Below are 13,090 nucleotides of genomic sequence, written 5' to 3' on the forward strand. Positions count from 1 at the left end.
TGGCCTTCTGCGGTTGAACACGCAATGCCATTCTTATTGTGAAATCGCAATCTCTATTGCAGCAGCAACCCGGCGAGCGCCAGCAGCAAAGCGGGCGGCATAACGAGGGCGCCGCGCAGAAGGAAGGTTTTGAAGGTCACGTCCTCACCTTCGCGCCGGATGGCCGTCAGCCACAGGATGGTCGCGAGCGACCCGGTAATGGACAGATTGGGGCCGATATCGACGCCGATCAGCAGGGAATCCGTCACGCTCTGCGGCAGATGGCCGGCGGCGATGGTGGAACTGGCGATCAGCCCGGCCGGCAGGTTGTTCATGATATTGCAGACCAAGGCCAGGACGATGCCGGACCCCCAGGCGGTCGTCTGCACCGAATGGTCGGCCGCGTGATGCAGCCAGGTCGCCAGCGCGGCCAGAGCGCCGGTCTGGCGCAGGCCTTCCACCAGGACGAAAAGCCCCGCGACCAGGGGCAGAACAAGCCAGGACACGCCGCGCAGCACGCCCCAGGGCGCTTCACGCTTGCGCCACAGCACGAAGGCGGTCGTCAGCCCCCCCGCAATGGCGGTCGGCAGGCCGAGCGGCCTATCGGCGGCCGAGGCCGTCAGCAGCACCACGGCCGTCAGCAGAATGCCGATGGCGGCTGCGAGACCACCCGGTGACAGAACGGGCTGCGGAATCTCGGACTGGATGGGCGCGGCCAGATGCTTGCGTTCGATGATCAGCAGGGCGCCGAGCGTGGCACCAATGGCAAGTGCGGAGGGCAGCAGGAAATGCGCGAGCCAAGCCAGCAGCGGCGGCATGTGATTGCCGTAGAGAACGAGATTGGCGGGGTTGGAAATGGGCAGCAGAAAACTCGCGGCATTGGCGATGAAGGCGCAGACGAACAGATAGGGCAGGGGCTCGGCGCGGGCCGCACGGGCGGCGGCGAAAACCGCCGGCGTCATCACCACCGCCGTCGCGTCATTGGACAGAAAGGCAGTGACGATGGTGCCGACGCCGTAGATGAGCAGAAAGAGTTTGCGTGACGACCCGCGCGCATGACGCACGGCGAAGGCCGCCAGCCAGTCGAACAGGCCTTCCCGCCGCGCCACTTCGCTCAGCAGCATCATGCCGATCAGGAAGAGATAGACATCCCCACCACGCCCGACAGCGGCGATGGCGTCATGCCAGGGGATGAGGCCGGTGAGCGTCAGCAGCAGCGCACCCAGCACGGCCCAGATGGCTTCGGGGATGCGCCATGGGCGGATGATGACCCCGGCTGTCGCCAGGACAACGATGAGGCAGGTGCAGAGGATCATAGAAGCCCGTTATGCCGCGCAGCATGAATGCACGCGATAAAACGATCGTCATGCGCGGCTTCATGCCGCGCATCTACCCGCTGGGGTGCCATGACGGCGTCGGGGCGCCTGAGCGGGTAGACCCGCGGGACAAGCCCGCGGGCGACACGTCTACAATGATTGATCAAGCAAGTTTCAGATTGGCGTGGAAGTTATTCCCCGCCGTCGTCGCCGCGATATGGCCGGTGCGGATAACGAAATCGCCGAAGCTCTCGGCCGTCTTCCGTTCCGTCGCGTATTGGCGCAGCAGCGGGCCGAGTTCGGCGAGGATCGCAGCTTCGCCGATATCCTGGCGGTAGAGCTTGTTGAGACGCTCACCCTCCAGGCTGCCGCCGAGATAGAGATTATAGGTGCCGGGACCACGGCCGACGAAGGCGATTTCGGCCAGGTACGGCCGGGCGCAGCCATTGGGGCAGCCCGTCATGCGGATGGTGATTTCGTCTTCCGTCAGGCCGGCCAAGGCCAGTTCGCTTTCCAGCGCCGTCAGCAGGTCCGGCATGTAGCGTTCGCTTTCGGCAAGCGCCAGGCCGCAGGTCGGCAGGGCGACGCAGGCCATGGAGTTGCGGCGCAGTCCGCTATCCGCCGTGATCGCCATGTTATGCTCGGCGAGCAGGGCTTCCACGGCGGGCTTCTGCTCGGCCGAGATATTGGCGATGGTCAGGTTCTGGTTGGGTGTCAGGATGATGACGCCACCATCCAGCATGCGCGCGATTTCCCGCATGCCGGTCTGCAATTTCTTCTCGGGCCAGTCCTTCACGCGGCCGCTTTCCAGGAACAGCGTGACATGCCACAGGCCGTTATCGCCCTGCACCCAGCCATAGCGGTCGCCCCGGCTTTTAAACTCCGGCACATGGACGGGGCCAAGCTTATAGCCCAGGCGCGTCTCGACCTCGGCGCGGAACCAGTCGATGCCGCGATTCTCGATCGTGTATTTCAGGCGGGCGTGCTTGCGCACCGAGCGGTCGCCGAAATCGCGCTGCACGATGACGACCTTCTCGGCCACATCCACAGCCTGTTCGGGCGTGCAGAAGCCCAGCACGTCGGCGGTGCGCGGAAAGGTATCGGTCTCGCCATGGGTCATGCCCATGCCGCCGCCCACCAGCACGTCCCAGCCGATCAGCGTGTCGTCCTTCAATACGGCAACGAAGGAGAGGTCATGGGCATAGACGTCGACATCGTTCTGCGGCGGTACCGCGACGGTCGCCTTGAACTTACGCGGCAGATAGGTCTTGCCGTAGATCGGCTCGTCCTCCTCTTTCGCGTTGCCGGCACTTTCGACGACGTTTTCGCCGTCGATCCAGATCTCATGATAGGCCGTGGTGCGCGGCGACAGATGATCGCTCATATCCTGCGCCAGCTTTAACGCCTGGGCGTGGACCGCGCTTTCATACGGGTTGACCGCGCACATGACGTTGCGGTTGACGTCGCCGCAGGCGGCCAGCGTGTCCAGCAGCGCCTTGTTGATGGTGGCGATGGCAGGCCGCAGATTGCTTTTGATGATGCCATGGAACTGGATCGCCTGGCGCGTCGTCACGCGCAGCGTGCCATTGGCGCGCTCGTCGGCGATATCGTCCAGCGCCAGCCACTGCGCCGGCGTCATCTGGCCGCCGGGCACGCGCACGCGCGCCATGAAGCTGAAGGCCTTTTCCATCTTCTTGCGGCCACGCTCGGCGCGGATGTCGCGATCATCCTGCTGATAGATGCCGTGGAACTTTGTCAGCTGGGTATCGTCTTCGTCCAACTGACCGGTGATGACATCGGTCAGGCCTTCCGCAATACCGCCGCGCAGGCCGCGGCTGGCGGATTTGATGCCTTCATTGCGGGAAAGGGGCTTTTTTTCGTCAGTTATGTCGGCCATCGGGCGAAATCTCTATGGTCTGAGCGGGGTGCGGATGGTGGGCTTAGCCGCCCACAGAATGAGCGATAACAGCGATCCAATGCGGAACGCCGGAGACGGCGATCAGGAATGTGATCGCAATAGACAACAGCCAAGCAATCAAGTTCACGGCGATTGCGCTGCGCCAGTTCGTTGCCTTACGGAATTCTGTGTTTAGTCTCTCTTCCATCGCAGCCATGTAGCTGCGCCGAGCACTTTCCTCGATGTCCTCGCGAGACTGCTCAATGATCGAGCCTGCGAAGGCCGTCAGCATATTGTCCGCTGTGCTTCGATAGGCCGTAATTTCGACCGGAACGGGGCTGCGGTGCTCCGAGCGATGAACGGCAGCGCCCTGAAGGGCAGCTTCCCGTATGGCTTGCTTGTAAAGCGCATAGGCAAGCAAGCCGGTTAAGTCCTGCCCATTCTCGACCAGTCTCTCAAAGGCCTGGCTATGAGACGGCGGATTGCTACCGCTTTGGGACAAGCGTTTGTCTCACTTCCGAGGTTCCACCTGATGCACTCGACCGCCGTTCGATGGAGGTCGACAATGATCCAATCCCCGTTTTCTCATGGGCGGTTCTCATAGCGGCATCAACTGCTGTGCGGAGCACTTCGGGGCGGAGCGCAGATATTTTCCGCCCGTTAGCGAGCGTATAGGAGGTAATCACCCTATCTTTCGCCATGCTTTTCTCCTCTCGATGACCGAGCCGCTCGAAACTGAGTGGACGCAATCATAACAGCAAAGTGCCAAAATCAGTTGAATTAATAGACGTCGCGCAGATAGCGGCCATCGCGGCGGATGGTGTCGAGCTTGGCGGCGGCAGCGGTCTCGTCGATACCGGCCTGGTCGGCGATGACGCGGATCAGGGCGTGATTGACGTCCTTCGCCATGGCATTGGCATCACCGCAGACATAGATCGCCGCACCGTCCTGCATCCAGCGATAAAGCTCGCGGCGCTGTTCCCAGATGCGGTTCTGGACATAGACCTTTTCGCGCTGATCGCGGGAGAAGGCGGTGTCGATGCGCGTCAGCAGACCGCTCTTTTTCCAGTCCTGCCATTCGAGCTGGTAGAGGAAATCATTGGTGAAATGGCGGTTGCCGAAGAACAGCCAATTGCGGCCCGTCGCGCCGATCGCCTCGCGCTCCTGCATGAAGGCGCGGAAGGGTGCCACGCCCGTGCCTGGCCCGATCATGATCACGGCGCGGCTGGGGTCCGCCGGCAGGCGGAAATGCGGGTTCGCCTTCAGGTAGACCTTCAGCGAGCCACCCTTCTTGCGGCGCTCGGCGATATCGACCGAAGCGACACCCGACCGTTTGCGGCCATGCGTCTGATAGCGCACGGCGGAGACCAGCAGATGCACCTCGTCCTCGGCGGCTTTCGCGCTGGAGGCGATGGAATAGAGCCGGCCGGGCAGGGGGCGCAGCAGGCCGGTCAGCGTCGCCGCGTCCAGCTTGGCGGGGGCGGCTTCCAGCAGGTCGATCACCTGACGGCCCTGCAACCAGGCAGTCAGGGCATTCGGGTCGGCCGCCAGCGCCTTCAACGCGGCGCTGTCCGTCAGCTTGGCATAGGCTTCCACCTGCGGGCGCGTCAGCGTCGTGATGTCCTGCGCTTCCGACAGCGCTTCGCGCACGGCGGCATCGCCGGTCAGGCCGCTGACGCTCAGGATATCCTCGACCAAAGCGGGATCGTTCACCGGCACGATGCCAAGCGCGTCACCCGGCACATGCACCAGGCCAGAGCCTTCGACCGAGATTTCGGTGTGCCAGGTCTCGGCCGAGGAGCCGGTGCCGTTGAGATTGATCAGCTCGCTGATCTCAGCCTCGAAAGGCCGGTCGCGCGTGTAGAGCGGCTCGGCATCTTCGTCGTCTTCCGCAGCGGCGGGCACCGTGCGGGCGAAATCGACATGGATGACAGCGTGCTCGTCAGCCGTTTCCTTTTGCAGCACGTCGAGCGTGGACGCGATCCATCCGGCGGCGGGCTTGGCGAAATCGACGTCGCATTCGACCAGCGGGGCGAAGCGCTTGGCGCCGAGCGCGACCAGACGTTCGTCGATGATGTGTCCGGTCATGCAGAAATTGACATAGGCGCGGTCGCCCAGCGCCAGCAGGCTGAAGCGCGTCTTGTCGAAACGCGGCGCATCCTCGGCCAGCAGACCGTTATAGAAATCCATCGCGCGCTGCGGCGGGTCACCTTCGCCCCAGGTGCTGACGATGATCAGCACGTTCTCGGCCTTCGCCATATCGGCGAGGGCGATATCGGCGACGTCGGACACTTTCGCGGCGAAGCCGAGCTTCTGGGCGGCCTTGCGGGTCTGCGCGGCCAGCGTTTCGGCATTGCCGGATTCGGTCGCGAACAGGATCAGCAGCGGCACCTTCTTGGCCGGGGCCTGCGGTGCGGTGGCAGCGGTTTGCGCGCCACCCGTGCCGGCTTGGAAGCCGGCCAGAAAGCCGCTCAGCCAGGCGCGCTGCTCGGGCGAGGTTTTGGTGATCACGCCATTCAGCGCCGCGATCTCCTCAGGGCGGAAGGGGGCGGAGCTTGGCAGAAGGGGCAGACTTGCCATGGTCTTGATCGTCACTTTCGATGCGGCATGAGCTCTGCGAGCCAGCCTGTCTGCTGCAGAAAATTTTCCGTTTTGGCGGCCAGGGTCGGCATGTCGTCGCCCTGGCTGCGCCATGCGTCGCGCTGGTTGCCAAGCGTTTCAAGCCTGCCGCCCCATTCGGGGCCGAAGGTCTGGGCCAGGAAGCCACGGATGCGCTGGGCCAGGCCCGGACTGCGTCCGTCAGTCGATACCGTCAGCAGCAAATCACCCCGACGAACCTCGGCGGCATTGTGGAAGCTGCAATGGTCGCGCCGGTCCTCGACATTGACCAGAACCTTGTGGCGGCGTGCCTTTTCGCCAAGCGCCGCCGCGTCACTGTCAGGCATGCCGACGATCCAAAGGACATCGAGCTGGCTGAGCGTTTCGTCATCCGGCAGGCCGATCCGAAAAGCGTCACCGGCCTCCGCCTGCAAGGCGGCATCCGGTTCGTCCGCGAAGCAGAGCGCGCGCATCGCGCCGCCTGCGGCAAGCAACTGCCAGCGTCGCAAAGCCGCTGGGCCATGGCCCGCCAGACCAAGGTTCAGCGCCCGCGGATCAAGAGAGATCGGGACCATGTCGTCATAAAAAGGTTTTTCACGGCCCGGACAAGAGAATGGCCGCCTTGCGGCGGCCATTTACCTGCAACCTTGCGTGAATTGCGCGTCAGTAATCCGCGCGGCTGGCGCGCCCGTCTTGGCCTCAGCGCCGCTACAGTTGCGCCGAAGATTGGCTTTGCGACTGATTTTGCTTCAAGTTTGGCTTCCAGTCGCGAAAGAAAGCGTCGCCGGTCGCGGCGGCCAGGCCGATCAAATCGCGCTGCATCCCGTCCAGGAAATCATGTAAACCGATTGAAATGATCTGTTCTGCCGATCGATCCAGCAAAGCTGCCCGCATATCCTCGATCTGTTCCAAAGGCGTCAGCGTACCGCGCAAACCGTAGCTGGTGCGCAGCTGCGTCAGATGCCATTCGGTCTGGCTGAGGCACAGCAGCACGCTGCGGGGAAAGCACGGATCGGTCAGCAGGAAGGCGACGACATCGCTGGGCTGAAACTCCACCGGCGCGATGCGGCGGAAAGCGTGATAGCCGGCGACGGCGCGCAGCACGCCGCCCCATTGCGTGCGTTCTTCCAGCCGCCGGTCCTCGGGGCCTTTGGGCAGCATGCGATGGAACTTGATGTCCAGCAGCCGCGTGGTCTGGTCGGCTCGTTCGATCAGCCGGCCGATTTCGTAGAAATGCCAGCCCTGGTCGCGGAACAGCGTGCCTTCGGTAATGCCGGTATGGGCCTGCACGGCTTCCTTAATGCGCGAGCAGAGGCGCGACAGGTTGTCGCCCTGCAACTCGTGATCGGCGATTTGCAGCAGATCGCGATGGAAGACGTTCAGATGCTTCCACATTTCAGTGCTGATCAGCGGACGCAGCATCCGCGCATTGACCCGCGCCGCCTCGATCGAACTGACGATGGAATTCGGATTGGACCGCTCAAGCAGATAGTAGCGCTTGACGACATCCGGCTCGATCGCGCCGCAGGTCTCGGCGTAATGGCTTTCGTCGGCATAGATGCGGACGAGCGAATCCCAGGCCTCGTTTTCCAGCCCCGGGCTTTCGAAGGTCTGGGTGACGTCGATAAGGCGGGCCAGATTCTCCAGCCGCTCCATATAGCGGGCCATCCAGAACAGGCTTTCCGCGTAGCGGGCCAGAAGCGGCATCTGCTGGGTCATCGCCGGCTCTCCTCGGCCAGAACCCAGGTGTCCTTCGATCCGCCGCCTTGCGAGGAATTGACGATCAGGCTGCCGGCTTTCAGCGCCACGCGCGAGAGGCCGCCGGGCAGAACCCAGGTGCTGCGGCCGGTGACCGCGAAGGGCCGCAGGTCCAGATGGCGTTCGCGGATGCCCTCGTCAGTCAGGGTCGGGCAGGTGGACAGGCCGATGACCGGCTGGCTGATCCAGTTGGAGGGATTGGCGATCAGCGCGGCGCGGGAGGCTTCAAGCTCTTCCTTCGTCGCGCGCGGCCCGATGGTGATGCCGTAGCCGCCCGATTCGCCGACCGGCTTGGTGACAAGCTTGTCGAGATTGGCCAGCGTATAGGCCAGGCCTTCGGCTTCGCGACAGATATTGGTCTCGACATTGGCCAGGATCGGATCCTGATCCAGGTAGTATTTGATGATGCGCGGCATATAGGCATAGACCGCCTTGTCGTCGGCCACGCCGGTGCCGACGGCATTCGCCAGCGCCACATTGCCCTTCCGCCAGGCGCGGATCAGCCCCGGCACGCCCAGCATGCTTTCCGGCCGAAAGACGGTCGGATCCAGGAAATCGTCGCCCAGGCGCCGGTAGATGGAATGGACAGCGCGCAGACCGGCGGTGGTTTTCATGAAGACCCGGTCGTCTTCGACGACCAGGTCCTGGCCTTCCACCAGTGGCACGCCCATTTCGCGCGCCAGGAAGACATGCTCGAAATAGGCGGAGTTATAGATGCCGGGGGAGAGCAGGACCACCTGCGGGTCGTCCACGCCTTCGGGCGCGATTTCGGTCAGCGCCTCGCGCAGCCGGCGGCCGTAGTCGTCCACCGGCATCAAGGACATGCCGGCCAGCAGGTCGGGGAAGGCGCGCCGCATCAGATGGCGATTCTCGACGACATAGGACACGCCGGAGGGCGTGCGGGCATTGTCTTCCAGCACGCGGAAGTCGCCGAACTGGTCGCGAATGATATCGATGCCGCAGATATGGACATAGGTGCCGAAGCGGACTGGAAAATTCTCCATTTCCGGCCGGTAATTGGCATTGCCGAGCACGAGTTCGGCAGGAACGATGCCGTCCCGCAGGATTTTGCGGTCGTGATAGATGTCATGCAGGAAGGCGTTGATGGCCGCGACCCGCTGCTGCACGCCGGTTTCCAGCTTGCGCCATTCGGCGGCGGTGATGATGCGGGGAATGCAGTCGAAGGGGAGGATACGGTCGATCGCGGTGGCGTCGGAATAGACCGTGAAGGTCACGCCCAGGCTCATGAGGTCGTTTTCTGCGGCTTTCGCCCGGGCCCGCAGCCCATCCAGCCCGATGGCACTTAATCGGTTTCGCACGATCTGTGCGGCGCCGTTATCTCCGGGACGGTCGGTTGCGAGCTCACTGACATAAAGCCCTGGCACGCAGTCCAGAAAGAGATCCTCAGAAATCTTAACCACCTCTGCGTTCATGGGGCCGTTCTTCGGCTATAAGCGGTTTGTCGTTGTCCTGCCAGTCCTTCGGCGGCCCGGTACAGCGCAAAATTCACGACCGAAAACCATCGGCATGCGAGGCCTGTGTCGCACAAATTTATTTGCAAATCTGAGGAATACAGGCTTTACCTCACACGCTCTGTCGATCTCGTAACCGTATCAGACCGATTATCCTTGGCCCGGAGTTAACCATGCGCCGCCTCTTCGCTGCCTTTGTGGCAGCATCTGTTTTTGCCCCCGGCATCGCCTCCGCCGCCTGTCTGAAACCCATTGAGGGAACGGCGATGAACGTCGCCGGCCTCAAGAGCCAGCTCATGGTGACGGCGCTCGCCTGCGATACGCGCGATCGCTACAACAGCTTCGTGATGAATTTCCGCCCGACCCTCATGAAAGAGGACACGGCGCTGAACAGCTACTTCTCGCATCACTACGGCCGCAGCTGGCGCGCCGAGCATGACGACTACATCACGCAGCTCGCCAATGTGCAGTCCGACGCCTCCATCAAGCAGGGCACGCTGTTCTGCCAGCAGAATGTGGCGCTGTTCGGTGAGGTTCTGGCGCTGAAGACCCCCAAGGAACTGCTGGATTTCGCCAATGACAAGCCGATGGTCCAGCCGGTGAACTACGACATCTGCGGCCTGCCGCATCACGACATCTACCACCCCACCCTGGTTCAGGTCGTGGCCCCGGTCGGCGGCGGCACTTCCGGTGCCAAGGAGCAGACGGCGGTTGCCCGTACCGGTCCCGACGGTAAGCCGAAGCGGAGCTTCTTCGGCAATATCGGGCACGGCATCGCCAGCATTTTCTGAACGTCGCCTCTGTCGTCTGCGTGAAGGGGAGGGGAGTGCGGCCGCAAGGCTGAACGACCCTCTTCCTATATGGGCCGGCAGAAAATCCTGCGCCGGCACAGCCTTCTGATACCATGGCCGGGCCTCGATTCGTGTTGTCCGGGGCCCCCTGGCATCACTGGAAAGGATACCGATGGCCGCCATCGCTGAAGCCCGCCGGTTTATCTCACCGACCATGCTGGCGGTTCTGCGCCGCCGCCTGGCCTCGCTGGTGGGACTGCTGCTGGGCATCCTCGGTATCGGGCTCGGCGTGGCGCTTGCCTCCTACCATCCGTCCGACGCCTCCTTCGACACGGCCGGCACGGTCGTCCGCAATCTGGCCGGTCCGACCGGGGCGGTCGTCGCCGATCTGTCCTGGCAGGGTTTCGGCGTCGTCGGCACATTGCCGGTCTGGGTCATGCTGCTCTGGGGCTGGCGGATCGCTGAAAACCGGCGCCTGACCCATATCTCCTTCCGTATTCTGGCGCTGATCGCCGCCATGCCCTTGCTGGCCGGCGGCATCGCCAATCTGCCGATTCCGGGCAGCGGCAGTTCTGCCTGGCTGGCCGCCGGGTGGGGCGGCGCGCTGGGTTACGGCGTCGGCCATGTCATCATCGGATCGGCGCATTCGGCTTTCGGTGCGCTGGGCGCGGCGATTGCCTGGGTGATCGAGATGCTGATCGGCGTCGGATTGACGGCTTTCGGCTTCGGCCTGACGGCCATGGAGTGGCGCGCCGCCGGGTCTCGCGCCCGGTCCGGCGCCATGGGCGCGGCCTCGCTCTCCATGCGCTCGATGCGCTCCGTCGGTCAGGGGCGCAGCACTGACCATGAGCAAGAGCGCGGCGGCGGCGGCTTCGGCCTGTCGTCCATTACCGGCCGTCTCAGCGGCATGTTCTCCCGCCTGCCGGATTGGGGGCGCCCCGACTGGGGCCGGTCGCAGCCTTCCGAAGACAGTTCGCCGCATCCGGTCTTCAATCTGCCGCCGATGGACCCGGATGACGACGATCGCCCGGCCGGTGCCCGGCGTGAGCCCGTCATCGCGAGCGCCGCTGCCCGCACGGCCCCGAGCGGCAAGCTGACCGCCGCCGGTTTCGGCCTTGGCGCGGCCGCCGCCGCGCCCGCCAATGCCGGCGATACGCGCATCCGCACGGCGCGCGAAAAGCCGCGTGCCCCGGCCCGGCCCGATCCTGGCCCGCCCGTCAGCCATGCCGGCTGGAAACTGCCCCCGATCGAACTGCTGAAGGATCCGCCGGCCCAGCATGAAGTCGGCATCTCCCCGGAAGCCTTGCAGGCCAATGCGCGGCTGCTGGAGACGGTGCTCTCCGATTACGGCGTTCAGGGCAGTATCGTCGAAATCCGTCCCGGCCCGGTCGTTACGCTGTACGAGCTGGAACCCGCGCCCGGCATCCGCTCCGCCCGCGTCATCGGTCTGGCCGATGACGTCGCCCGCAGCCTCTCCGTCACCGCCGTGCGTATCGCGACCGTGCCCGGCCGCAACGTTATCGGCATCGAAGTGCCGAATGCGAAGCGTGAGACGGTGTTTCTGCGCGAGCTGATGTCGGTCGAGGAATGGGGCAGCCATGCCGGCCGGCTGCCTTTGGCCCTAGGCAAGGATATCGGTGGTTCGCCGGTCATCGTCGATTTGGCGCGGATGCCGCATCTGCTCGTCGCCGGCACCACCGGCTCGGGCAAATCCGTCGGCATCAATGCCATGATCCTGTCGCTGCTCTTCCGACTGTCACCGGAAGAATGCCGCCTGATCCTGATCGATCCGAAGATGCTGGAACTCTCCGTCTATGACGGTATTCCGCATCTGATGGCCCCCGTCGTCACTGAGCCCGCCAAGGCGGTGACCGCCCTGAAATGGACGGTGCGCGAGATGGAACGGCGCTATCGCGCCATGAGCCAGCTCAGCGTCCGCAATGTCGGCGGCTATAATGAGCGCGTGGCGGAAGCGCAGTCGCGCGGCGAGGTCGTCACCCGCCGCGTGCAGACGGGTTTCGACGCCGAGACCGGACGGCCGATTTTCGAGGAACAGGCCCTGGCGCTGGAGCCGCTGCCCTTCCTCGTCGTTGTCATCGACGAAATGGCTGACCTCATGATGGTCGCCGGCAAGGAGATCGAGGCCGCCGTGCAGCGCCTGGCGCAGATGGCGCGTGCCGCTGGCATCCATGTCATCATGGCGACCCAGAGGCCGTCGGTCGACGTCATCACCGGCACCATCAAGGCGAATTTCCCGACCCGCATCAGCTTCCAGGTCATCAGTAAGTTCGACAGCCGCACCATTTTGGGCGAGCAGGGATCGGAACAGCTGCTGGGCCAGGGCGACATGCTGTACATGGCCGGCGGCGGGCGCATTACTCGCGTGCATGGTCCCTTCGTGACCGACCGCGAGGTCGAGGATGCGGTGGCCTTCCTGCGCGAGCAGGGCGAACCGGCCTATCTGGAGGAAGTCACCGAAGCGCAGGAAGAGACGGGCGGTGGTGGCGGTGGCGGCGGTCCGGCCATGCCGGGCGCCAGCGAAGGCGAGAAGGGCCTGTTCGATCAGGCCGTCGCGCTTGTCGCCCGCGAAGGCAAGGCCAGCACCAGCTTCATCCAGCGCCATCTGCAGATCGGCTACAACCGCGCCGCGCGCCTCATCGAGCAGATGGAGAAGGACGGGATCGTGGGGCCCGCCAATCATGTCGGCAAGCGCGAGGTGCTGGTCCGCCGCACCCATGACGAGGACGAGTAGGGTCGACAGGTTTGATTGAAACATCGTCATTCCCGCGAAAGCGGGAATCTTCTGACTGAGGCGCTGTCACGAGGAAAAGATGCCCGCCTGCGCGGGCATGACGTCTAGCAAGCTTTAACCCGGCAGGCTGTCCAGCAGCAGCTGTTCCACATCGGCGGGGCGGAAGGGCTTTCTCAGGCAGGGCTTGTCGCGCCAGCGCTCATCCAGCCCCGATTCGTCGTAGCCGGTGCTGAAGACGAAAGGCAGGCCCAGCTGGTCCATGACGGCCGCGACCGCATCGCTGCGATGGCCGGCGACGTTGACGTCCAGAATGGCCATATCGCAGCCGCCGGGCTCTGCGGCCAGGAAAGCCAGGGCTTCGTCATTCTGGCTGAACGGCCCGATGACCACGCAGCCGAAATCGTCCAGAACATCTTCCAGCAGCATGGCCAGCAGAGCCTCGTCCTCAAGAACGAGAACGCGCAGGCCGGACAATCGTGATTCTTGGTCCATACCCTGTCTTCCAACAGACCGCGCGTTTTATGGCA

The 13,090-nt window shown here is 64.0% G+C and carries 10 protein-coding genes; 2 read left to right on the top strand and 8 right to left on the bottom strand.

The window, feature by feature from the left end; translation table 11 throughout:
- Positions 1 to 53: 53 nt before the first annotated feature.
- The 7 genes from ASILVAE211_RS01180 to ASILVAE211_RS01210 form a co-directional block, all read right to left on the bottom strand.
- Positions 54 to 1,295, bottom strand: coding sequence for an arsenic transporter (locus ASILVAE211_RS01180; protein ID WP_227319457.1), 1,242 nt, complete (start codon positions 1,293 to 1,295; stop codon positions 54 to 56).
- Positions 1,296 to 1,458: 163 nt separating this feature from the next.
- On the bottom strand, positions 1,459 to 3,192 hold the full coding sequence (locus ASILVAE211_RS01185; protein WP_227319458.1) for an NADPH-dependent assimilatory sulfite reductase hemoprotein subunit: 1,734 nt from the start codon (positions 3,190 to 3,192) through the stop codon (positions 1,459 to 1,461).
- Between the two features lie 43 nt (positions 3,193 to 3,235).
- Entirely contained in the window at positions 3,236 to 3,694 is a 459-nt protein-coding gene (locus ASILVAE211_RS01190; RefSeq protein ID WP_227319459.1) for a hypothetical protein, read from the bottom strand.
- 278 nt (positions 3,695 to 3,972) lie between these two features.
- The gene (locus ASILVAE211_RS01195; RefSeq protein ID WP_227319460.1) at positions 3,973 to 5,772 is read right to left on the bottom strand and encodes a diflavin oxidoreductase; all 1,800 of its coding nucleotides are present in this window, start codon (positions 5,770 to 5,772) and stop codon (positions 3,973 to 3,975) included.
- A gap of 11 nt (positions 5,773 to 5,783) precedes the next feature.
- Positions 5,784 to 6,365 (bottom strand): precorrin-2 dehydrogenase/sirohydrochlorin ferrochelatase family protein, encoded by a 582-nt coding sequence (locus tag ASILVAE211_RS01200; RefSeq protein ID WP_227319461.1) that lies wholly within the window; start codon positions 6,363 to 6,365, stop codon positions 5,784 to 5,786.
- 133 nt (positions 6,366 to 6,498) lie between these two features.
- Positions 6,499 to 7,509, bottom strand: a complete 1,011-nt coding sequence (locus tag ASILVAE211_RS01205) for an alpha-E domain-containing protein (RefSeq protein ID WP_227319462.1) — start codon at positions 7,507 to 7,509, stop codon at positions 6,499 to 6,501.
- The gene (locus ASILVAE211_RS01210; protein WP_456304483.1) at positions 7,506 to 8,933 is read right to left on the bottom strand and encodes a circularly permuted type 2 ATP-grasp protein; all 1,428 of its coding nucleotides are present in this window, start codon (positions 8,931 to 8,933) and stop codon (positions 7,506 to 7,508) included. Before ASILVAE211_RS01210 ends, ASILVAE211_RS01205 begins: the two co-directional genes overlap by 4 nt.
- A 260-nt stretch (positions 8,934 to 9,193) precedes the next feature.
- Between ASILVAE211_RS01210 and ASILVAE211_RS01215 the strand changes: the two genes are divergently transcribed.
- Both ASILVAE211_RS01215 and ASILVAE211_RS01220 read left to right on the top strand, forming a co-directional pair.
- Positions 9,194 to 9,811: a hypothetical protein gene (locus tag ASILVAE211_RS01215; RefSeq protein ID WP_227319464.1), complete on the top strand. Its 618-nt coding sequence runs from the start codon at positions 9,194 to 9,196 to the stop codon at positions 9,809 to 9,811.
- Positions 9,812 to 9,983: 172 nt separating this feature from the next.
- Positions 9,984 to 12,563, top strand: a complete 2,580-nt coding sequence (locus ASILVAE211_RS01220) for a DNA translocase FtsK (protein WP_227319465.1) — start codon at positions 9,984 to 9,986, stop codon at positions 12,561 to 12,563.
- Positions 12,564 to 12,677: 114 nt separating this feature from the next.
- On the opposite strand, the gene ASILVAE211_RS01225 is transcribed toward ASILVAE211_RS01220, so the two are convergent.
- Positions 12,678 to 13,055 (bottom strand): response regulator, encoded by a 378-nt coding sequence (locus ASILVAE211_RS01225; protein WP_227319466.1) that lies wholly within the window; start codon positions 13,053 to 13,055, stop codon positions 12,678 to 12,680.
- Positions 13,056 to 13,090 lie beyond the last annotated feature (35 nt).

It is taken from the genome of Acidisoma silvae, assembly GCF_020618775.1.
Classification (GTDB): domain Bacteria; phylum Pseudomonadota; class Alphaproteobacteria; order Acetobacterales; family Acetobacteraceae; genus Acidisoma; species Acidisoma silvae.